This window comes from Pedobacter quisquiliarum, assembly GCF_014642175.1.
Classification (GTDB): domain Bacteria; phylum Bacteroidota; class Bacteroidia; order Sphingobacteriales; family Sphingobacteriaceae; genus Pedobacter; species Pedobacter quisquiliarum.
Map to the genome: position 1 here is coordinate 279188 of NZ_BMIL01000005.1, position 23999 is coordinate 303186.

18 protein-coding genes are annotated in these 23999 nt (G+C 45.0%); 17 read left to right on the forward strand and 1 reads right to left on the reverse strand.

Features of this window, described 5'->3' with window-relative positions; translation table 11 throughout:
• Positions 1 to 43: 43 nt before the first annotated feature.
• Positions 44 to 1156 (reverse strand): GDP-mannose 4,6-dehydratase, encoded by a 1113-nt coding sequence (gene gmd, locus IEW69_RS09435; RefSeq protein ID WP_188626592.1) that lies wholly within the window; start codon positions 1154 to 1156, stop codon positions 44 to 46.
• Positions 1157 to 1520: 364 nt separating this feature from the next.
• On the opposite strand from gmd, the gene IEW69_RS09440 reads away from it, so the two are divergent.
• From IEW69_RS09440 to IEW69_RS09520, 17 genes are all read left to right on the forward strand, one after another.
• On the forward strand, positions 1521 to 2915 hold the full coding sequence (locus IEW69_RS09440) for a UDP-glucose 6-dehydrogenase (RefSeq protein WP_188626593.1): 1395 nt from the start codon (positions 1521 to 1523) through the stop codon (positions 2913 to 2915).
• 263 nt (positions 2916 to 3178) lie between these two features.
• Positions 3179 to 3814, forward strand: coding sequence for a Rossmann-fold NAD(P)-binding domain-containing protein (locus tag IEW69_RS09445; RefSeq protein ID WP_188626594.1), 636 nt, complete (start codon positions 3179 to 3181; stop codon positions 3812 to 3814).
• A 103-nt stretch (positions 3815 to 3917) separates the two neighbouring features.
• Positions 3918 to 5315: an undecaprenyl-phosphate glucose phosphotransferase gene (locus IEW69_RS09450; protein ID WP_229663578.1), complete on the forward strand. Its 1398-nt coding sequence runs from the start codon at positions 3918 to 3920 to the stop codon at positions 5313 to 5315.
• A gap of 82 nt (positions 5316 to 5397) precedes the next feature.
• Positions 5398 to 7986 (forward strand): SLBB domain-containing protein, encoded by a 2589-nt coding sequence (locus IEW69_RS09455; protein ID WP_188626595.1) that lies wholly within the window; start codon positions 5398 to 5400, stop codon positions 7984 to 7986.
• A complete protein-coding gene (locus IEW69_RS09460; protein WP_188626596.1) occupies positions 7986 to 9251 on the forward strand; it encodes an oligosaccharide flippase family protein in 1266 nt (421 codons plus the stop codon). Before IEW69_RS09455 ends, IEW69_RS09460 begins: the two co-directional genes overlap by 1 nt.
• A gap of 42 nt (positions 9252 to 9293) precedes the next feature.
• Positions 9294 to 10442 carry an MraY family glycosyltransferase gene (locus IEW69_RS09465; protein ID WP_188626597.1) on the forward strand — a complete coding sequence of 383 codons (1149 nt, stop codon included), beginning with the start codon at positions 9294 to 9296 and terminating at the stop codon, positions 10440 to 10442.
• Between the two features lie 55 nt (positions 10443 to 10497).
• Complete coding sequence (locus tag IEW69_RS09470; protein ID WP_188626598.1) at positions 10498 to 11586, forward strand: Wzz/FepE/Etk N-terminal domain-containing protein; 1089 nt, start codon at positions 10498 to 10500, stop codon at positions 11584 to 11586.
• A 9-nt stretch (positions 11587 to 11595) separates the two neighbouring features.
• Positions 11596 to 12666, forward strand: a complete 1071-nt coding sequence (locus IEW69_RS09475; RefSeq protein WP_188626599.1) for a glycosyltransferase — start codon at positions 11596 to 11598, stop codon at positions 12664 to 12666.
• Between the two features lie 42 nt (positions 12667 to 12708).
• Positions 12709 to 13908 (forward strand): O-antigen polymerase, encoded by a 1200-nt coding sequence (locus tag IEW69_RS09480; RefSeq protein WP_188626600.1) that lies wholly within the window; start codon positions 12709 to 12711, stop codon positions 13906 to 13908.
• A 429-nt stretch (positions 13909 to 14337) separates the two neighbouring features.
• Positions 14338 to 14889, forward strand: a complete 552-nt coding sequence (locus tag IEW69_RS09485) for a GNAT family N-acetyltransferase (RefSeq protein WP_188626601.1) — start codon at positions 14338 to 14340, stop codon at positions 14887 to 14889.
• The gene (locus tag IEW69_RS09490) at positions 14886 to 15971 is read left to right on the forward strand and encodes a DegT/DnrJ/EryC1/StrS family aminotransferase (RefSeq protein ID WP_188626602.1); all 1086 of its coding nucleotides are present in this window, start codon (positions 14886 to 14888) and stop codon (positions 15969 to 15971) included. The genes IEW69_RS09485 and IEW69_RS09490 overlap by 4 nt, the downstream gene beginning before the upstream one ends.
• 3 nt (positions 15972 to 15974) lie before the next feature.
• The gene (locus IEW69_RS09495) at positions 15975 to 16868 is read left to right on the forward strand and encodes a glycosyltransferase family 2 protein (protein ID WP_188626603.1); all 894 of its coding nucleotides are present in this window, start codon (positions 15975 to 15977) and stop codon (positions 16866 to 16868) included.
• Between the two features lie 651 nt (positions 16869 to 17519).
• Positions 17520 to 18212, forward strand: a complete 693-nt coding sequence (locus IEW69_RS09500; RefSeq protein WP_188626604.1) for an SGNH/GDSL hydrolase family protein — start codon at positions 17520 to 17522, stop codon at positions 18210 to 18212.
• 164 nt (positions 18213 to 18376) lie between these two features.
• Positions 18377 to 20356, forward strand: a complete 1980-nt coding sequence (locus IEW69_RS09505; RefSeq protein WP_188626605.1) for a sensor histidine kinase — start codon at positions 18377 to 18379, stop codon at positions 20354 to 20356.
• Between the two features lie 5 nt (positions 20357 to 20361).
• A complete protein-coding gene (locus IEW69_RS09510) occupies positions 20362 to 20751 on the forward strand; it encodes a response regulator (protein ID WP_188626606.1) in 390 nt (129 codons plus the stop codon).
• 7 nt (positions 20752 to 20758) lie between these two features.
• On the forward strand, positions 20759 to 21919 hold the full coding sequence (locus IEW69_RS09515; protein WP_188626607.1) for a pyridoxal phosphate-dependent aminotransferase: 1161 nt from the start codon (positions 20759 to 20761) through the stop codon (positions 21917 to 21919).
• A 417-nt stretch (positions 21920 to 22336) separates the two neighbouring features.
• Positions 22337 to 23500 (forward strand): FAD-dependent oxidoreductase, encoded by a 1164-nt coding sequence (locus IEW69_RS09520; protein WP_188626608.1) that lies wholly within the window; start codon positions 22337 to 22339, stop codon positions 23498 to 23500.
• Positions 23501 to 23999 lie beyond the last annotated feature (499 nt).

Sequence of the window (23999 nt, forward strand, 5' to 3'; positions counted from 1 at the left end):
AGATTAATCTGTTTGCCTTTTTTTAATGTTGTGCTATTTTCAGTTATTCAAATTGATTTTTGACAGAATATCCAGCTTCTTTTAGCATAAGTTCTTTCTGGAAGTGCTCGACATCTGAATTCATCATATCATTGACTAAAGCTGCAAGATCATATTTTGGTGTCCAGTTCAGCTTCTGCTTACATTTAGATGGGTCTCCGATCAATAGATCAACTTCAGTAGGGCGGAAGTAGCGCGAATCTACAGCGACAACTTCTTTACCGATTTCCACCTGGAAGGCTGAGTTGCTACAGGATACAACATAGCCTCTTTCTTCAACGCCCTCCCCGCGGAATTCAAGGGTTATACCTACTTCTGAGAAAGCCATTTTAATGAAATCTCTCACGGTTGTGGTGACACCTGTTGCAATCACGAAATCCTCCGGCTGTTCCTGTTGTAAGATCAGCCACATTGCTTCCACATAATCTTTGGCGTGACCCCAGTCTCTTCTTGCATCCAGGTTTCCCAGGTATAATTTATCCTGCATGCCAAGAGCGATCTTAGCGGTACCTCTGGTGATCTTGCGTGTTACGAAGGTTTCACCTCGTAGCGGGCTTTCATGGTTGAATAAAATACCATTACAGGCGAACATGCCATAAGCTTCACGGTAGTTCACTGTGATCCAATAGGCGTACATCTTTGCTACAGCATAAGGTGAGCGCGGGTAGAAAGGTGTTGTTTCTGATTGTGGTACGGCCTGTACCAAGCCATAAAGCTCTGAAGTGGAAGCCTGGTATACTTTAGTTTTGTTAACAAGACCAAGGATACGAATGGCTTCAAGGATCCTCAAGGTTCCGATACCATCAGCATTCGCGGTATATTCAGGTGTCTCAAAACTTACCTGCACATGGCTCATGGCACCAAGGTTGTAAATTTCGTCTGGCTGAACCTGCTGAATAATTCGAATCAGATTGGTTGAATCGCTGAGATCACCATAATGGAGTACCAAACGTAAATGACTTTCATGCGGATCCTGATAAAGATGGTCGATACGATCTGTGTTAAACAAAGAAGAGCGGCGTTTAATGCCGTGAACTTCATAACCTTTTTTAAGTAAAAGATCCGCCAGATAGGCGCCATCCTGACCAGTTATTCCCGTAATAAGAGCTTTTTTCATGAAATTGCAGTTTATAAATTGTAAATGTTGTATTTATTGCCAGGTTAATGGACTGTTATTTAACCGTCTTTTTGAACAAATATAGCCTTCTGTTATTATGCTTTATGCCGTTGTGTGTTAAGTTTGTGGTTTTCTTTAATTATTCGGGAAATTTCCTGTAATTTCAGGCGCTTACCTCCATTTATTTTGATGGGATCAGGAAGCAGCAAGCGACTAACCAAGTGAGACTGAATTTTGCTTCACAAATTCATACACATATTAAGAGGTCTGAGCCTTGTTTTTTGGCAATAAGGTAATTATCAGATAACTTCGGACGATTTTCATATTAGGCTTAACAATTTATCAAAAAACGCAATAATAAACGATGAAGAACATTACTAAGATTTGCTGCATTGGTGCAGGTTATGTAGGTGGTCCGACCATGGCAGTGATTGCCAAACAATGTCCACACATTACAGTGACCGTTGTAGATTTAAACGAGGCACGTATCGCAGCCTGGAATGATGAAAACACAGAAAACATCCCGGTATATGAGCCAGGTCTGAGCGAAGTAGTTGCTGAAGCACGTGGCCGAAACCTTTTTTTCTCTACAGAGGTTGATAAGGCCATTGATGAGGCAGACATGATCTTCATCTCTGTAAATACACCTACTAAAACTTACGGTGCCGGTAAAGGTATGGGTGCCGACTTAAAATACATCGAGCTGTGTGCACGTCAGATTGCCAAAGTAGCTAAGGACGACAAAATTATTGTTGAAAAATCAACACTGCCGGTGCGTACGGCTGAAACCCTTCGCGACATCCTGCACAATACCGGCAATGGCGTAAAGTTCCAGATTCTTTCCAACCCGGAATTCTTAGCTGAAGGTACAGCGATTGAGGATCTTTTAATGCCGGATCGTGTATTAATTGGTGGTGATACTAATGAAGAAGGCCAGGAAGCAATCGAAGCTTTGGTTTCCATCTATGCCAACTGGATTCCGCGTGAGCGCATTTTAACAACAAACGTATGGTCTTCTGAGCTTTCTAAGCTTGTTGCCAACGCCATGCTTGCACAGCGGATTTCTTCTATGAACTCCATCTCTGAACTTTGTGAGAAAACAGAAGCAAACGTAAATGAGGTTGCCCGTGCAATTGGTTCCGACAGCCGTATCGGTCCGAAGTTCCTTAAAGCTTCTGTAGGTTTTGGTGGGTCATGTTTCCAGAAAGATATTCTGAACCTGGTTTACATCTCCCGTTCTTTCGGCTTACAGGAAGTGGCAGATTACTGGGAGCAGGTCATCATTATGAACGATCACCAGAAAAGACGTTTCGCTGAAAACATTGTGAAGAAGTTATACAATACCGTAGCGGGCAAAAAAATTGCCTTCCTGGGCTGGGCATTTAAAAAAGACACCAATGATACTCGTGAATCAGCCGCCATTTACGTTGCAGATCTGCTACTAAATGAGCAGGCAGACATCAAGGTATTCGATCCTAAGGTGGAGGAGAAGCAGGTTCACGCGGATTTAGATTACCTGGCAACACGTCCGGTAGAAGAAAACCATAACGCTGTACATGTTTTTGCTGATCCTTACGAGGCTTGTAAAGACACCCATGCCATTGCAGTACTTACCGAATGGGACGAGTTTAAAGACTATGACTGGCAACGCATTTACGATAATATGCTAAAGCCAGCCAAGATATTTGATGGTAGAAATCTGCTTGACGTTAAAAAATTACGTGAGATTGGTTTTTCCGTTCAAGCGATTGGTTCATAGAGCATAAACGGTTTTAAATAACTTTAAAGGCAGCTTTATCAGCTGCCTTTTTTTTGTGCCGGATTGTCGGTATACGAGGTAAATACTGGTTTCTGCGTCAAAACACATTTTTTATTTTTTTTATGCAAGTATTAAACTCATATTTGTGTATAATTGAGATAGGGATTCCACATAAGTTCCCACTTCGCAAAAACTTAATGTATAAAGTGCTTGTTGATAGTGTAATCGATGCCGAGTTCCACCGCCCTTACCTAACAGGAAATATGAAAGTATTAATAACCGGAAGCACATCAGAACTGGGAAAACAGGTAGTTAACTGGTTTACCACGTATTATAACGATTATCAATTCATTGAGTTGAATGATCTTTCAGACTCCGCATTCTTGAGCGGTTTGTTTAAGACGCAAAATTTTGATGCAGTACTGCATCTTCCGGCAACGGCAACTGAGAACAGGCAAGGCTTACGCAATTTGTTGCAGGCTGCACAAGGCAGTTGGGCAGATAACCAGGATGCACATCGCTTCCTGTTAATCACCGCAAATCCATACGAGGGTGAATTGATGTTAAAGGAATACCATCAACAGTATGGTATGAACCTCCTGGTAAGTTCTTGCGAACCCACCTTTGATACACCGGACTTTCCATTTGTATTCTCTTCGATTGCGCAAGCGCAAATCTCCAGTAACCAAACAGTACCTGTTTATGCCAAGGGACAAGAAGTTCCTGACTGGTTTTGGGTGGAAGAACCAGCTTGTGCGATAGACATTCTTTTTCACCAGGCCGAAGCGGGAAAAACTTACAGCATTGGTGGTATGAACAATTGGAAACGCAGCGATCTGGAATATAGCCCTGTCGTGCAGACTGTTCTACAAAACTACAGTATCGCAAACGCACGATAACCTACACATCCTTTCCCGCCACTCTTGCATGATCGTTTTTTTTAGTAATTTGCGATCGCTCTTAAACGTAGCGTTACGTTTATTATAATTTGTGTAGAGATTTATGGCCATACAGACCCGGTACAATTACCTGCTCCGTTATATTTTGCTGATTACTGATGTAATCATGCTCAATGTTGTTTATTTTTTTGCCTACTTCATCACAGAAAGGCTGGGAAAACATCTTGTAGATGAGATTGATGCCAATTATGTCATTGTTTGTAACCTGATCTGGTTCTTTTGTGCTACATTTTGTGGACTCTATAGCCTATATGGCATCCGAAGACTTGAACGTATCTATCGAGAAACCTGGCGAAGTATTGCATTTCACTTTGTTTTATTCACTGTCTTTCTTTTGTTCTCCAGGAATGACGATTTTTCCAGATCTTTTTTAATTATCTTCTATGGGTTGCTTTGCATATCCTTTCTATTCAACCGATTTCTAGGTACCGCCTTTCAGTATGTCTTGCTTGCCAAGTTCAACGTTGCAAAAAAGGTTGCTGTGCTGGGATCAAATCCCACAGCAATCCGCATTTCGGAATACCTGCAAAAGCAACGCACACTCAGTTTCTACGGTTTTGTAGGGGATGATGAAAATATCTATAACGAGGAGGGCGGAATTGTTTCCGAACTGGTTTCCCAGAGATTTACTGAAGCTTCCGCTGCGGGTGTACAGGATGTTTATGTCGCCGTCGCGCCAAACCGGATGACAGAAGTTAGTGCCTTAGTGGATGAAGCAGACCGTCAATGTATTCGTTTGAAATTTATTCCAGACCTGGGTGGATCGCTGGCCTCCCCATATACAATCGACTATCTGGGCGGCGAGTTTCCGATTATAACATTGCGTGTAGAGCCGCTTGAAGAAATGAAGAACCGCTTTAAAAAGCGTCTTTTTGATCTTGTATTTAGCACGCTGGTCATCGTCTTTGTGTTAAGCTGGTTGTACCCGCTGATTGCTATTCTGATCAAATGGGAAAGCAAAGGACCGGTGCTTTTCCGACAGCTGCGATCGGGGCGCAATGACACACCTTTCTGGTGTTACAAATTCCGAAGCATGACCGTTAACAGGGACAGCGACAAAGTGCAGGCAACGAAAAATGATGCTCGCATCACTAAAGTCGGAGCCTTCTTAAGACGTACCAGCCTGGATGAAATGCCGCAATTCTTTAACGTATTCCTGGGAAATATGAGTGTGGTAGGCCCAAGACCGCACATGCTTAAACATACGGATGAATACAAGAAAATCATCTCCAAGTTCATGGTTCGCCACTTCTTAAAACCCGGGATTACTGGCTGGGCACAGGTGAATGGCTTTCGTGGCGAAACCAGGCTCGTGGAAGATATGGATAACCGCGTGAAATATGACATCTATTACCTGGAGAACTGGACCACCGCCCTTGATGTAAGGATCATCTTTATGACTATTATTAATGCCATCAGGGGTGAAGAGAATGCGTATTAATCTTTGATTTTCCTGCATATCGTATTTATTGTCATATATTTGTAGCCTTAATTGATTAAAAATCACTACCTGTAATTGATTTATGAATACAAAAAAGGCCCTATCGCTCCTGTTCTTTATCTTGCTTTTTGCATTAACCCCGAACGCTTTTGCCCAAACTAATTATGCTGATGTAAGAGTTGATGAACTCAGCGATGCCCAGATCAGACAGCTCATGCAACGTGCAGAATCCATTGGCTATAGTGATGCTCAGCTCGAGCAAATGGCCGCTGCCCAGGGTATGCCACAGGCTGAAATCCAGAAGCTTCGCGTCAGAGTGCAAAAGATTCGTAGTAACCAGAACGCTAATCCGGACAATGCTAATAAACAACAGCAACAGGGCACGTTCCCTGCCGGCAACAATCAGGATGGTAACGCCGCCCGTAGCTATAATAATCAGCAAAACCAATACAACCAGAATCAGTACAGCCAGAATCAGTACAATAATCCCGATAGTCTTTCTAATAATGGATTGAACCGGGAAACGCAGCGCCAGCGTGAAATTCAAGCCATGTTCGACAACCTTAAACCAAAGGTATTCGGTGCTGAACTGTTCAAGAATTCAAACATTACTTTCGAGCCCAATCTGCGGATGGCGACACCAAAAAGCTACGTGGTTGGTCCTGATGACGAATTACTGGTAGATCTTACGGGTGACAATGAGGCCAATTATCGCTTGCCGGTAAGTCCCGACGGCACCATAAGGGTTCAATATGTAGGCATTGTTTCTGTTGGTGGATTAAGTATTGAGCAGGCAACTGCGAAGATCCGGACAGCCATGTCAAAGACCTATCCTGCACTTCGTACGGGTAGATCCAGTGTTGCCGTAAACTTAGGTAACATTCGGGGAATTAAGGTCGTGCTCACAGGTGAAGTGGTTAAACCAGGCACTTATACGCTGCCATCGTTAGCCACTGTTTTCAACGCCTTGTATGCTTCAGGCGGGCCATCGGAGAATGGCTCCTTCCGTAAGATCCAGGTGATCCGGAATAATCGCGTGGTAAGCACCATTGACACTTATGACTTTTTGGTTAACGGTCTGCAAAAAGGAAATGTACGTTTGCAGGATCAGGATGTAATTCACATACCTGTTTATGAAACCCGTATTGAGGTGGCTGGTGAAGTAAAACGTCCTGCTTTGTTCGAAGCACTTCGCGGGGATGATATACAGGATGTATTGAACTTCGCTGGTGGTTTCAATACACGTGCTTATACCAGCCGTATCAAAGTACTACAAAACACCGAAAAGGAACGCCGCATTACCGATATCGCTTCCACAGATTTCGCATCTTATGTGCCTAAGAATGGTGATAAATATATTGTTGAAGAAATTCTGGACCGCTTCGAAAACCGCGTGGAAATTGCCGGTGCAGTTTTTCGTCCCGGTTTGTATGAGTTAGAAAAAGGACTTACACTTCGTGGTCTGATTAATAAGGCGGAAGGTCTTAAAGAGGATGCTTTCCTGAACCGCGGTTACATCAATCGCCTGAATATGGATAATACACTATCCCTGATCTCCTTTGATGTATCTAAGATTATTGCAGGTTCCACAAACGACATCCCTTTGCAACGTGAAGACAAAGTAACGATATCTTCCCTGTTCGATCTACGTGATGAGTATAAAGTGATGATTCAGGGTGAGGTTCGGGATTCTGGTACCTATGTGTACGCGGATAACATGAGCCTGGAAGATCTGATTCAAATGGCAGGTGGCTTTCGTGAAGGTGCCACGCCTAACCGTGTTGAGATTTCCCGTCGTATTAAAAATAGCGATGCACAATCCGCTTCAGCGGTAACCGCTGAAGTGTTTACGGTGAACATTGATCAGAACCTGAAGTTGTCAGATCAAACCTTTGTGTTAAAACCTTTTGATGTAATCTCGGTACGTAGTTCTGAAGGTTATCAGGTGCAACGTCAGGTGACTCTGGAAGGAGAGGTGCTTTATCCCGGTACATACACCATTACCCGTAAAGATGAACGCATATCGGATTTGATAAAGCGTGCGGGTGGTTTAACGCCGACCGGCTATGCGGAAGGTGCCTCCCTGAAACGCCCCGGCCCGAAGCCGCTGATGAATGAAAAAGGCAGAAATGCCATTAACGATGAGGATGAAGAAGCCAAGAAATTCTTAAACCTTAAACGTGTGCAACAAGCTGGTGTGAAGGACACCCTAAGCTCCGACGTAGAGCAACGCCTGATTCAGTCTGACCTGGTGGGTATTGAATTGGCGACCATCTTAAAGAACCCTGGATCCAAAAGTGACCTGATCATGGAAGATGGTGATGTGATTCGTGTACCGAAGCAACTGCAAACGGTGAAAGTTACCGGAGAGGTGCTAAACCCGAATAACATCGTATACGCTTCAGGCAAAGGCTTTAAACAATATGTGAATGGCGCCGGTGGTTTCACCAGCACGGCATTACGTCGTGGTGCTTACATTAAATATGCAAACGGCTCCGTTGAATCTGCACGTAAGTTCTTATTCTTCAATAATTATCCGAAGGTAAAACCTGGCGCAGAGATTCTGGTGCCTAAACGGGCGCTTACTGAAAGACTGACTGCACAAGGCTGGATAGGTATCGGTACAGCAGTAGCAAGTATGGCGGCGATTATCGTGAGTTTACTGCGTTAATGGAGCGAATAAAAGCCATGTGGAAAGGGAATGCACTGGTACGTGGTTCACTGATCTACGTACTCGGTTCGCTATTGATTAAAGGCGTTGCCTTGATCCTGATTCCGCTGTACACACATGCTTTTTCAGCAGCAAATTATGGTACCATGGAGCTTATAAACACCATCATGAGCTTGTTGACGATACTAGTGACCTTCGGGCTCACCCAGCTGATCTATATAGAATACATTCACCTTGGAGCTGATGGTGTAAGCTACGTGAAGAAGATCAATTATGCTTTTAACGTAGTTGCCGTACCGCTCTTACTGATCATGGGCATACTGATGTATGTCTTTAGAAATCAGCTTTTTTCGGAACCGGACAATTACATGATTGTGGTGGTTATCCTAACCATTTACGCAACTTTTTACCAAAACAATATTTACACCGTACTGCAACTGGATGAACGTCCGAAAATGGCCACCTTTAACAAAGGCGTGACCGCGGTTGTCATCCTGATCTTCAACATCATACTGGTAAAATATCTGGAACTTGGCATTATTGGTGTTTACATCTCCAGTTTGGTGGCCGTGATTGTTTCGCTGATCATGCTTGGTCGTGTTGATCGCTCCATGACCAACTTCATGCGGATCGAGAAGGTACCGCCAGCTGAAATTAAAAATATGGTGACACTTGGCTTCCCTTTCATCATTACCTCCATGGCATATTTTGGAATCAATGGTGTAGACCGGGTGATTGTAAAGAACATGCTGGGCGATTCAGATCTCGGACAGTATGCGCTGGGTTTTAAATTTGGTGCCATGCTCGAGCCGCTGCTAATTGCGCCGATTTTGTCGGCCTACAATCCTTACCTTTTCAAACGCTTTGCACAAGGGAACTTTAACATGAACGTGATCCGGAACAGCGCTGCAATTCTCATTGTATTTGCTGTAATTGCCGCCATCATGCCTTTTGCTGCAAGTTTTTTAATTGGACCCGCCTTTACACCCGCACTGAAATTAATTCCTTACTTTGTAATGGGTTTCGGCTTTCTTTTTCTGGCACAGATGTTATCTGCACCTTTATTGTATTTCAAGCGCAAACGTGCCTTGGTCTATAATGTGGTCGGTGCCGCAATTATTAACGTTATACTTAATCTGATTCTCATACATTTCTTCAAAGTTCAGGGTAGCTCCCTTGCTTTTGTACTGACCAATTTGTCCTGGTTTTTACTAACCTTGTATCAGTCGCGAAAGGCCCGACAGGAAATGTCTAAATTCACCTAAAAAATAGTTAGTAATTGATCATCCACCTAGAAAAGAATTAATATGCTTTCTCTCATCATTTTTATCACAAGTTATCTCGTTGTATTCTTCAGCATTCCGTCAATCATTAAGGTTGCCTATCAAAAAAGGCTTTTTGATGATCCGGATACGGTACGTAAAGTTCATAAGCGCATTATTCCCAATCTTGGCGGTATTGCGATCTTTACCGCTTTTCTGTTCTCATCTTCATTGGTGATACCACACCATCACTTACCAGAGGGTAGTATGCTGATGGCCGCCGGACTGCTGCTGTTTATGACTGGCTTGAGAGATGACCTGGTTGGTCTTACGCCCACGTTTAAATTTATTGCACAGATTGCCAGCGCAGTGGTGGTGACCATAGTTGCTGACCTGCGCATTGAAAATCTATATGGCTTGTTTAACTATTATGAACTGAACTACGCCACCAGCATTGCCTTGACCATACTGTTTATTGTGGGTATTGTAAATGCCTTCAACCTGATTGATGGCATTGATGGCCTGGCGGGATCGCTGACTTTAATCTTTAGTCTAACTTACGCCTTCCTGTTTTATAAAGCAGGGGAGATGGGCTGGTCTTTAATGGCTACCGCCTTGGGCGGCGCGATTCTGGGCTTTCTGTTTTTTAATATCACGCCGGCAAAAATCTTCATGGGCGATTGCGGCTCCTTGCTGATTGGATTTCTGGCCGCCATTTTTAGTATTAAGTTCCTCTCCTTGGAAAGCCCTGTGCCTTTGCAGCTTGGTGCTTTCCAAATCAATGAAAGGATTGGTCTGGCCATGGCCATTCTGATTATTCCCATCTTTGATACCCTCCGGGTTTTTACCTTAAGAATCCTGAAAAACAGATCACCATTTACCGCCGACTCCAATCACTTACACCACCGCTTATTGTTTCTAGGCCTGAGCCATATACAATCTACTTTCATTCTTGCTTTTTCAAACATCATGTTCATCGTACTGGTATTAGCGCTTCAGGACTTTAGTGCAGGGGAAATCATTAGTATCTTAGGTCTTATGATCTTAACCGTAAATGGGTTATTGTCGCTGTATATTGAGCAATATAAGAAGACGCTTTTTGCCCACGCTGACCGCACCGAGGTGCTTCCGGATGACAAAATTTCAACTGAAAATTATGGTAGCAGGGTTCTGAACAAAATTTTTAAAAATTAGCCCATTTGATTATAGCTTAGATTGAACATGCTATATAATACCAGATTATACTTGTATGAACCTCGAAAATTCGACACTAACGAAAGAAGAAAATAATGAAATATCCATGAAAGAGATCATCAACTCTTTCAAGAGCAACTATCAATACCTAAAGCGAGAATGGCTGCTCATTGTGCTGCTTAGTCTGCTGGGCGGTATCGTGGGATTAGTCTACTCCTTTGTAAAAAAGCCTGTATATACGGCAACCACAACCTTTGTACTGGAGACTGGTGAAGCAGGCGCCAACTTAGGACAGTATGCCGGACTTGCCTCCATGATTGGGCTTGATCTGAATACCGGAGGCGGTATTTTCCAGGGGAACAACATCCTGGAGCTGTACCGTTCCCGTAATATGGTCGAGAAAACCCTGATGACGGAAGCATTGGTTGATGGAAAAAAGATGTTGCTGGCAGATCGTTTTTCGCAGTTTAATGAACTTTATGAGGAATGGGATGAGAAACCACGTACCAGGGGCTTTCGCTTTACCCAGAATATAAAGTCGCTATCCTTTGACCAACAAAGATTACAGGACAGCTTGCTGGCAGAGCTATCCGGGGATATCAACAAGGACTATCTTGTGGTAATTAAGCCAGAGAAAAACAGCATCATCAGGGTGGATGTGAATTCGAAAGATGAAGCATTTGCCAAAGCTTTTAACGACCAGATTGTGGCCAATGTGAATGCATTTTATGTGCAGACGAAAACGCGGAAGTCTACAATGAATGTGAATATCCTGCAGGAGAAAGCAGATTCCATCAGAAGGGTGATGAACGGTGCCATCTTTAGTGCCGCTGCGGTAGCGGATGCGACACCTAATTTGAACCCGACCAAGCAATTGCAACGTAATGCACCTATTCAACGGTCGCAATTTACAGCAGAAACCAATAAAGCAATTTTAGGGGAACTGGTGAAGAATCTGGAGCTTTCCAAACTAAACCTGCTTAAAGAAACACCCTTGATTCAGGTTGTTGACTTTCCAAAATATCCGCTTTACAAGTCTTTCCCGGGCAGGATTGCCTCCTTTGTGATTGGTACCTTGCTGTTTGGATTCCTAACGGTGGCATTCTTGCTTTTTAAAAAACTAATACGAGCGGCAATGGCCTAACCACAATCTATGAAATATCAGTTAAGAATGTTTTATGCCGATGCAGGCAATCAAACTGCCGGTTCAAAGGCCACAAGTGACTGTGCGGAAATTTTATCCCGGGATGGCTTTAAAGCTTTTGAAGTTCCCATCTATATGAATAAAGGGGCAATCCCTAACATGTTAATTATGCTGCGACATTTTTTTATGTTGTTTAGTAGACTTAAATCAAGTGATACCATCTTACTACAATATCCTTTACTGGGCATTAATAAGTACCTGCGCCAGATTGTTCAACTGTTGGGTAAGAAGGGCTGTAAAAAGGTTTGTTTAATCCACGATCTCGATTCTTTAAGGCTGGTGCATCATGCTTGGACATTGGAGGAGGAGATATCCCGATTGAATGCTTTCGATACAGTGATTGTACACAATGGAGAAATGAAGGCTTTACTGGAGGCAAAAGGTTTGAGAACAGAGATTCGGTGTCTGGAACTCTTTGACTACCTCGTTCCTGCAAATGTATTGCAGGAAATACAGGCAAAAGCAATACAAGCAACAGTGCAGGGAAATACAGCTGGAAGTTCAGCTGATGCAGTGCAGCCAAAGACCGTTGCGTTTGCGGGTAACCTTGGAAAAAGTGAATTCGTGTCCCGCCTGAAGGAACTACAGGGCATCCGTTTTAACTTGTATGGTCCAGGATTTAAAGCGGAGACTTCAAGTGACGACATCAGATGGCTCGGTAGCTTTGATCCGAATGAATTACCTGCTAAACTTGAAGGCAGCTTTGGTTTGATCTGGGATGGGGAGCATATTGAAAATTGTGGTGGAAACCTTGGTAATTACCTGCGTTATAATAATCCGCATAAGGCTTCGCTATACCTGGTGAGCAACCTGCCTGTAATTGCACCTGAACATTCGGCAATTGGCAAATTTATCCGGGCGCATGGCATTGGCATTACGGTGGATTCACTGCTCGACCTGCCACAAGCCTTAAATGCCGTGGATGATGCCGCATACCAGCAGATGAAAATGAAGCTGGGCGCAATATCAAAGCGCATTGCCGCGGGCGGTTTTCTGTCGACGCAGGTGCAGCAGCTTTAACGCGCAGCAACACAAATGTATTGAATATAGAATGTTAGTGTCATGATTAAGAAGATCCTGTATAATCCGAATTTCATTTATATCTTCTCGTTCATTGTACCCTTTATCTTCTATTCTTTTGAATGGTCTACGCTGTATCCCAAACTTAGGATGCCGCTGTTTATGTTCTACTTGTTCACTTTCATTATTTGTTTTTTAATAGGCTTACTGATCAATAAGACCAGACCTTTTAAGTACAAGCCCATTAAAGAAGTAAGCAGTAACATCTGGGTGATTCTTTTCATGTATGGCATGTACGGCTTAGAGGTGCTTTACTCTAGAACGCTGCCCCTTTATGCCGTGTTAAAGGGTGACTTCAACTATACGGAGGATGCATTTGGGCTTCCTGTGGTGCATACTTTCCTGGTGTCATTCAATACCTTCTACGCGATTTACCTTTACCATCAATATATATCCAACAAAAAGGGGCGGATCTTCTGGATGTTCATCATTATGCTGGTACCTTTCATATTGCTTGTGTATCGTTCTGCAATCCTGAATGTGCTGCTTGGTGCTTTGATTGTATTCCTCCTGCACCGTAAGGCGATCCCGCTTAAACTCATCCTAAAGACAGTAGTAGGTGTGCTGTTCGTATTTTTTATGTTTGGTTTTATGGGTAACCTGCGTTCCGCGGATGGAGATGCGACCTACATCCCAAGATCATCCGGTGCGACTGAGGAGTTTCTAAACAGCTATATTCCGAAGGAATTTTATTGGTCTTATCTCTATGTTGCCTCTCCGGTAGCCAATCTGCAGAATAACATCAATGAAGTGGTGGTAGATGAGGGGGGGTATCGTGACCTCATACTGAATGAATTTCTTCCGGCCTTTGTAACCAAATTTTTCAGACCTGCTGAAGAAAAAACCTTTCATCAGATTAACCCCTTTCTTAATGTGGGTACCATTTACGTATTCAGCTTTTCTTATCTGCGCTGGACGGGGATATTTCTGATGTTCTTCTATTTCATTGCCATTGTTAATGTGTACTATTTGCTGGTTATTAAATCTGAAACCTACCGCGTAACTGGCCTTGCCATTTTATTCAACATTATTATCTTCGCAAATTTTCACAACACCATTGCTTACTCCGCATCAAGTCTGCAGCTGATATATCCGGTACTCTTATCTATGGGCACCTATCTGGTCAGACAGCGAAAAGCCAGAATAGCGCAGAAAGCGGCGTTGCCCAACCCCGGGCTTTAGCTAGCCTTTCTGCTGTAAACGGTCGCGATCTAATTCCTCCAATATGGTGCTAGAGCTTAAGGCCAAACTATGCATTCGCAGCCTGCAGCCTTCCTCCTGGGAAAAGAAATATCTGCCGAAAGCTTGGAAATGCGGCTTCAGTGCAGCACTGGATACACAATTTGTAAATTGTCCTGGACCCGCCTGAAATTGGGTGAAGCCCCGAAAACCCCGCTCTTTTGTGCAGGAAAGCGTGAAATTGCACACTATTCTGCTGCATACTGCCGAAAATATATTTTGTAGATTGCTCTGCAAATCAAAGTATTAAACACCGGCGCTCCGGTCAATTTTGCATCTTTTCGGGCGGCTCTACTCCAGAAGTTCTGCTGCGCCTAATGAGGCTTAATATTTGATGATGGCTGTTTATTTATGGAGGATTAATGAAAGAATATGGAGTTTGAGGTTTATCTCAGGGCGTTTAAACCTGAAGACGCCGTTTTTATCAATGAATTACGGAAGAATAAAGCGATAGAAGAGAAAATTGGCGGCGTAACCAAATTCGTTTCCCTGGAACGCGAACAGCGCTGGGTGAATGACATCATCAACAACGACGACCCCAGAAATGGCTGGCTTGCCGTATGTGAGGTGGGTGGCAATGATGACATCATCGGCTATGCTTCTGTAAACGACATCGACTACCGCAATGGTACCTGCATCGGGGGTGGCATAAAAGTGATTTCGCCAACACCCGGTAAATTCTATGGCCTTCAGGTCCTCTTACTCGGCATGCGCCACGCCTTTGAAGAACTGCGTATGGTGCGTTTTGCCGTTTTTGTGATGGAAGAGAACAAAGGTTCGCTTCGCATTATGGAACGTGCAGGACTGAAGCGTGAAGGCTTTCTCCGTAAATACATCTACAAAAACGGTGCACACCGTAATTGCTGGTTGCTGAGCATCACCGACGAGGAATACCGCGAGACCAAACAAAAATTCAATATATGATCCCCATTACCAAACCGTTTATGCCTCCTCAGGAGGAATATGCACATTATTTAAAAGGGATCTGGCAACGCCAATGGATCACCAACATGGGCCCGCTTTCCAGCAACCTCGAGCTGATCATCAAAGATTACCTCAAAGTGAATCACCTGCTGTATGTAACCAATGGCACCGTAGCACTAGAAATGGCGATGAAAGGCCTGGAACTGCAAGGAGAGGTGATTACCACTGCTTTCTCCTTCGTAGCCACCACCAGCAGCATCGTTTGGGCAGGCTGTCAACCGGTATTCGTAGACATTGATGCCGAGTCGCTGAACATCGATCCGACGAAGATCGAAGCGTCCATCACCGATAAAACCTGCGCCATCCTGGCTACGCACGTCTACGGCAATCCATGCGATGTGGAAGCCATAGATGCCATCGCCAAAAAACACAACCTTAAAGTTATTTACGACGGTGCCCATGCCTTTGGCGTGCAGGTAAACGGCCAGTCCATATTCAACTATGGCGACGTTTCCATCTGCAGCCTCCATGCCACCAAGTTGTACCACTCTATAGAAGGGGGACTGATCATGACCAATGATCCGGAATTCCTGAAAAAACTGGCGCTGATGCGCAACTTCGGCTTTAATGGTCCGGAAGCCTTCGCCGCACTGGGCATTAACGGTAAAAACTCGGAATTTCATGCCGCCATGGGTCTGGTGAACATTACGCACCTGCCGGAAATTATGGAAAAACGCCAGACCATCAGCGACCGCTACGACCGCAACTTGCAAGGGCTTCGGGCGAAACGTCCGACCTGGCATGCACAATCGGCCAATAACTACGCCTACTATCCGCTTGTATTTGAAGACATGCAGCTCATGCTGAACTGTATGGAATACCTGAAGGTGAATGAAATCTTTACCCGCCGGTATTTTTATCCATCCCTGGCCAGCTCATTACCGTATATGGAGTATAAGAAGCTTGAAGTGACAGAAGACATCTCGAGCAGGGTGCTCTGCCTGCCGCTGTATTGCGATCTGACCACCGAAGAAGTTGATTTGATTAGTCGTTTGATGCTGCGTGTGCAGAATAATTCGTAGTTAATGAAGGTATCGGTTTGTGTAATAACATATAATCACGAAGCCTATATTGAGGCTTGCCTGCAGGGGATTGTAAGTCAGGTGCTTGATGCAGACTACGAAATTGTGATTGGCGATGACTGCTCGGCCGACGGTACCCTGGCGATCCTGAAGAGATATGCTGCGGAATACCCCGAGAAGATCAAACTGATTGCGGGCACCAGCAACGTGGGCATGACCGCGAATGGACTGCGGACCTTTGCGGCCTGCTCCGGTGAATACCTGGCGATTTGTGAAGGTGACGACTACTGGACGGATCCGAACAAGCTGCAACGTCAGGTGGATTTTCTGGATGCCAATCCGGGCTATAGCATGGTTGCAGAAAACGGCCTCGTGATAGATACCACCCGAGGAATTGAACACCCTTTTAATACCATTGAGGAGCGGGACCTGGAAATACACCACCTGCTGGCGCGCCGGCAATTCCCGACCGCTTCTGTACTGCTGCGCAGGGGTCTGCTGGATGCTTCCCTGCTGAATTATAAGTTTAGCGCCGATACTTTCCTGTGGTGCTTCCTGGCGCAAAAGGGCAAGATTCGTTACTTACCGATACTTTCTTCCGTGTACCGCAAGGGTACGCATGGCATTGTGCTTTCATCAGATAAGCTGGAATGGGCTTTCCTGATGGAGAAGTGGAACAACGATATTGCTCAGATTCTGCCGAAAGGCTTTGATCAGGAGCTGCTGAAACGCAGGAACTACACGGAGTTTATCAAGGTATTCTTCTTCTGTGCCAATCGCGGCGACCTGAAGAAAGCGATGCTTTCATTGAAGAAGTGTTTCAAATATCAGCCGATGCGTACTGCGCAGGCTGTGTCGAAGTTCTTGTATCGCAAAATTACGGTATCATCGAAGTGAGGTTATTTGAGGTTTCGGGTGTTATAAGGCGTGTTGCGGTGTAGCATGTTTTAGTTACCATCTCCGAGAATAGGTGTAGGAGTCGATTTGAGATTTCAATCAGTTGCCACCAGACTCCACACTATACGCTTGTCTTCAAACCAGTAACGAACCATCACGATTATCACAGAATCAGCAAGCGCGATATAGAAAGCTGGAAATACATTGCGTATTCAAGTATAGCTTATAGCTTTTTTCAAGTCATGTCTGATTTCATGTGTTACAGGGCGCCAAGATCACTTAGATGTTTTTAAAGTAATTTCTGATCTCAAACATTGCATTGCGTATTCAAGTATAGCTTGTTTCAGATTGCTGTACTTTTAAAATAGGTGTCTTTGAAGTGAATCTAGTTATTATGCGTTGCAGTGCGTGTTCGAGTATAGCTTTCTTCATGTTATTTGAGCTTTCAGGTATTGCAAGGCGATACAATAATTGATGGCGCCTTTGATTAACTTCTGATTTCATGTGTTGTGAGGCGATTAGGGATAGCTTGTTTCAGGTTGCTGCATCCCTAGAATAGGCTTCTAAATTTATTTGAGATTTCAGGTGTTGCATGGCTTGAATCTTTGATTTTTGTTCTAATTTACACGCTGAAAAATTGAAGCTTATATTATGAAACCTTCCCGTATCCTCATATTCGTATTGATCTTTATGGCTGTTCAAACTGCACAGGCTCAGCAAAATGACGACTGGCCAAATCTGAAGAAATATCGCGAGGCGAATGCCAAGCTTAGTGCCCCGGCCGCGAACGAGCAGCGTGTGGTTTTTATGGGGAACTCCATCACCGAAGGCTGGATCAATCAACGTCCGGAATTCTTTAACGGTCGCCCGTACATCAACCGCGGGATTGGCGGACAAACCACGCCGCAGATGCTGATTCGCTTTCGCGCAGACGTGGTTGCACTAAAGCCTAAAGTGGTCGTGCTCCTTTGCGGCATCAACGACATTGCAGGAAATACCGGTCCTTCCACCCTGGAGATGATTGAAGATAACATCGCCTCCATGACCGAAATCGCACTGGCCAACAACATAAAAGTGGTCCTGTCTTCGGTACTGCCTGCATACGATTTCCCTTGGCGCCCCAACATGGAGCCTGCGCCCAAAGTAATGGCCCTGAATAAATGGATTAAAGCCTACGCTGCCCAGAAGAAAGTGGTTTACCTGGATTACTTTTCTGCAATGGTGGATGAACGTAACGGCATGAAATCGATCTATCATACCGATGAAGTGCATCCGAACAAAGCTGGTTATGCCGTGATGGAACCCCTTGTAGAACAAGCCATCAAAAAAGCATTAAAGCAGTAAAATGCCCTGGATTGTCGCCCGCAATATCCTGCGGTAGTTTTTTGATAATCCCTCCGGATCATTTTGCACCTTTCCATATTTTAGGAATTATTATCGTATTTTAGTGTCTTAAATGTTGCCGTGTCTCCATATATTCAACATCAAACTAAAGGTCTTTTACTACAATGACAGCGTTTCCAAAGCCCCAAGATGCGGCGAGACTGCATAGCGCAGTGCTTGAACTGGAAATTCTGAATTCTCCTGAAGAAGGGGATTTTGACCAGATGAGTTTATTGGCCGCTTTGCTTTGTGAAGCGCCCATGGCCATGATCGGCTTCCGCAATATGGACCAGATCTGGTATAAGAGCCGGCACGGCATGTCCGCCTTTACGGAACAGTCCGTGCGCCCATTGCAGGACGATCAGCAACAATCGCTGATCCTTGAAGATGCAAGGACCGACCCACGTACAGCAGCACACCCCATGGTGGTGGCACTGGACATCCATGCACTGGCCGTCGTGCCGTTGCTTAATGCAGAGGGATTGGCGATTGGTCATCTGGCCGTTGCCGACAATAAAGCGCGGACATTCAGTCCACATCAACTCCAGGGGCTGGAGATTATGGCGGGGCAGCTGATCAATATGCTTAGCTGCAGGCAGCTGCGACAGGAACATGCTAAAAACAGGCTGGCGAATGAAGCCGGACTGAAAGAGATTATAGACATTTTTGAAGATGCGGTAGATGCCGTCTACATGCTGGATGCAGAATTGAGAATTCGTAGCTGGAACCAACGCGCGGCAGAGCTATTTGGCTGGCCGGAAGAAGCGGTGAAGGGCAGGTTTTTTCATGAGGCAATTATACCGGAGCGGAATCATAATAATTTCGTGAAGGTTCGTAATCAGCATGTGAAGGATGGCTTACCCAAGCAGAACTTTGAAATGGTGCTGCGCCGTAGCGACGGTACAGAGTTTAGTTCCACCCTGGGCGTTTCACCAACCTACATCAATGGTGCGTTGTACTACATCATCACGGCCAGGGAGCTGACCGACAGGCGCATCATCACCCGTGAACTGGAAAAACAAAAGTTGTTCTACGAGAACATTCTAAATAAAATACCTACTGACATCGCCGTGTTCGATCTGGATCACCGCTATGTATTTGTAAACCCCGGTGCCATTAAGGATCCGAAGCTGCGCAAAAAGATCATCGGCATGGATGATTTTGAATATGCCAGATTCAGAGGCCGGGATGAAAATGTTGCCCGCAAAAGGCGTGAGCAGTTCCTGGAAGCTAAACAAACTGGGAAAGTGGTGCGCTGGGAAGATAGTATCAAAAATCCGCAGGGACAGACGGTCACCGTGCTGAGAAGGATTTTTCCGGTACACGATGAGGAAGGCGAACTGGTGCTCTTCATCGGTTTCGGTATTGACATTACAGAAAGAAAATTATTAGAAGAAAAGCAGTCGGTTATGATGAAGCAGCTCTCTGCTCAGAATACCCAACTGCTTGACTTCTGCAACATCGTTTCTCATAACCTGCGTGGACCGCTGATTAACATGTCTATGCTGGTGGAATTTATTGAAGAAAGTAACGACTATGATGAAATTAAACTGTTGACTTCTAAGCTGAAGCCGGTTATTGACAGTTTAAATACGACCTTTAATGAACTTGTCGAATCTATACAGGTTCGCCAGGATATGGAGGTAGCCACCGAGGAAATCGTGCTGCAGGATTATCTGCAACGGACACTGGATGGCCTGAAAATGGAAATTAATAAGACAGAAGCTGAAATCATCGTTAACTTTGACGACGCGCCGGTGGTCAATTATCCACCGAAATACCTAAGCAGTATTTTTCATAACCTGGTTAGCAATGCCCTGAAATACCGCTCTCCGGACCGAAAACCCCGGATAGAACTGAGCACCAGAAAGAACCCGAACTCGGTGTTGCTGATGGTGCGCGATAACGGTCTGGGCATTGACCTGATGAAGCACAAAGACAATGTTTTTAAAATAGGAAAGGTGTTTCATAAACACCCGAATGCGAAAGGCTTAGGCTTATATATGACAAAGACACAGATTGAGGCAATGGGTGGAAAGATCTGGGTAGAGAGTACTGCAGACCAGGGAGCAGTTTTTTATATCGTATTTAATAATCAACAGTAAGGGATATGAAACGGGTTTGGTTGATTGATGATGATGAAGTGTTCGTATTCTTAACGAAAAAGTTAATAGCACAAACCGAGCAGGCGGTAATTCTGGAGACCTACATTAATGGGCAGGAAGCGATTGACCGCCTTCGGGAGATTTCTGCTGATGAATCTGCACTGCCCGATTTAGTATTGCTGGATCTGAATATGCCCGTGATGGATGGCTGGGAATTTCTGAATGCCTTTCAGGAGGTGGAATTTAGTGCTCCTGACAAAATTCATTTATATATTGTGACCTCTTCCATTTCACCATACGAAGTGGAAAGGGCCAAGCAGATTCCTGCAGTGCAGGAGTTTATTGTGAAGCCCATGGTGAAACAAAAGTTCGTAGAATTAATTAGCGCCTTATAATACATACATGTTTGAACATCAGACGATAAACTTTGATATTTTAAAACAACGGGCTTTCAATCTTCGCTGGGCTACTGTCCCGGAAGGTGTGATTCCCTTAACTGCTGCAGACCCCGACTATCCGAGTGCACCGGAAATTGCGGAAGCCATCATCCGCTTTACCAAAGACCGCTATCTATCTTATGGGCCGCCAGCAGGCTTACCGGAATTCAAGGAAAGCGTGGCCCGGTTCTTCCAGGAAAAACGTCAGATTCCAACATCGCCAGAACTCCTGTTTCCCGTAGATAGTGCCGCCTTCGGCATTTACCTGATCTGCAAAGCATTTCTGGAAGCCGGTGACGAGGCGATTGTATTTGATCCGGTAGACTTCCTGTTCCGCTACTCAGTGGAAAATGTGGGTGCAACTGCAATTCCCTTTGCGATTCCGCCAGGAGATACCCCGGTCGACTTTGATCACCTGGAGCATTTAATCAACAAGAACACAAGAATGATTTGTCTGTGTAATCCACTGAACCCCACGGGGAAGGTGTTTACCAAGGCAGAACTGACCCATATCGGCGAACTCGCCGTTAAACATAACCTGGTGATCCTCTCAGATGAGATCTGGAGTGACATCGTTTTTACCCCTAATGTTTTTACAAGCATTGCATCCATCAATGAAGAGATCCGCAACCAGACGGTGACCGTAACCGGTTACAGTAAATCTTATGGGTTGGCAGGGCTTCGCATCGGCACCGTGGTGGCATCTAATCAGGCGCATTATGAGCGGTTGTTTGAAGCTTCTCTGCACACCTCCACGATCCATGGCGCAAATGTGCTGTCGCAGGTGGCGGTCGTTGCCGCACTGGATGAATGTGGCTACTGGCTGGATGGCTTTGTTTCGCATCTGCAAGCAATGCGCGACCTGATTACCGGCGGCCTGAACAGCATTGAGGGCTTCTCCTGTAAATCGCCGGATGGCTGCTATGTGGCCTTCACGGACATCCGCGGTACCGGGAAATCCAGCGCTGAAATGGCGGAACTGTTGCTCAAGGAAGCGAAAGTTGCTGTTGTGCCGGGTTCCAAGCAGTGGTTCGGCGCTGGGGCAGAGGGTTATATCCGCATGAGCTTCGCTACATCGGCAGATGTGATTTCGGAAGCACTGCAGCGTATCAAACAAACTTTATAGTAGCGTAATATAGGGCCTGAACGGCGATGCGGTTATTTCCAGATAGGGATAATGCGCAGGGTTGAGGGTTTTACATTACGTTTAGAACTTGTTTATTGCAGCGGTTTGAAGGGTGTAGTTCGTGAAGAATAAGCAGGACAGGTTAGCGGGTGGTTCATTAGTGCAATTGATTAAAAGGTCTTCTAAGCTGAAGTTCGTGTAGAACTTGATGATTGCAAGAAGTTCAGGGGTCAATTCGTGAAAAACTAAGCAGGTACGTTAAAGGGCAATTCATTAGTGAAGAGCAGATTAGCAGGGTAGCTTTTAGGAGTGCAGTTCGAGTAGAAAGATTAGCAGGGGAAGGTCCAGAACAACATTCCTTTCAAATATAATTGGCGCATTGCGTCTCATGTTAAGGACAGAGTTGAATTTTAGCAGATGAAAGTTGTAATTATTGGTGGCGGTATCGCTGGCCTTACGCTGGCAAATTTCCTGATCGGCGATCAGTTTGAGGTTGTGGTAAATGAACGCGCAATCGGCTCGCCTGGTGGTGGGCATGCATTTTTGATGCACAGCGACGGGTTGTCTGTACTGCAGGAAATTGCATTGCGCGCGGATCAGGTCAGCGAGCAATCTGCTGAACAAAAACAGGCTGAACCACTTTCAGACCATATGACGTCAGTGAATCTGCTTCCAGGACAGCTTGTGGAGCAGTTTTCTTTGAAGCGGCCCGACGGAAAGGAAGTGCAGCATCTGCCTTTAGACAACTGGCGCTGCATAAAACGAACGGAACTTACACAGTTTCTCTACGCAAAGCTGCCGGCCTCAGCCATTCGCAACAACAGACGTTTTACACATTTCATTTACGAAGACGACCGTATCGTAGCGGCTGGGTTTGAGAACGGGGATGTGGAGTATGGCGACCTGTTCATCGGTGCTGATGGTGGTTTCTCGCGGGTGCGTGAAGCCTTATGGGGCCCAACAACCTTTGTTTCCGGCCGTGTGAAGGAAGTGGTCGGCATTGCGTCCAATCGCGAAATTGCGGAAACATACCGCGGTACCTTCAACAAGTTTCAACGCGATGACAGCGGACTGGCTTTCGGTATGATTCCTTCATCGGGTGAAGAGCTGGTGTGGTTCATGCAGTATGATCCGGCAATCGCCGACCTGGAATCGGAAAGCGAGTCAGAACTGGAAGCCTTTTGTCGCAGGCTGATGGCGAACTTTCCACCGCTGGCAACCGACATTCTGGATAGCAACGACTTCAGTACCAGCTATATCTGGAAGACCCGTGACTTCGAGGTATTGTCTTCTTTTTCTCATAATAACGTGGCGCTGATTGGCGATGCCGCACATCTGGCCCTCCCATTTACCAGTGCCGGTACCACAAACGCGATGATTGATGCGCGACTCCTTGCCTCGAATCTCAAGCAGATGAATTATCCGGATGCTTTCCAATCGTACTATGAACAGCGTTCAAAGGAGGTTGCCGCACATCTGAAACTTGGACGCGCCCTCCGCGACGTCTTTTTGATGCCATCCACATTTCCCGAAAAGGAGTTCCAAATTCCCTTAATCGCTGATAAACTGAGAAGTAGATAATTCAGATTGGGTATTTTCGAGCATGATGCTACACCCTATTTTTCTTATTTTTGCGTTATAATGTTGCTGAACAACAAGGACATGTGTTGCCAGTGGGATTAATTGTTTAGTCGGGTCTTAATAGAACGGGACTGAACAACAACAGGTTGCGTTTGCTTTCTGCACATTGAACGTTAATGACAAAGCACAAGCTGAGTAAGAGGGAATTGCTTGTTTGCCGGAACTTGAGTTGAGCGTTAGTGCATAACAAGATTTGCCAAAGACAGGATTGCTTGTTTGCCGGAACTTAAGTTTAACGTTGAAGAAGAACAGGTTCCTTGAATAAAGGGAATTTCTTATTTGCAGGTGCTAAAGTTGAACGTTGATGAACAACAAGATTTGCCAAAGACTGGATTGCTTGTTTGAAGACTTTTAGTTGAACGTTGATGAAGAAGAACAGGTTCCTGTGAAGATAGGGGTACTTGTCTGCAGTAGCTTGAATTGAACGTTGATGAAGAAG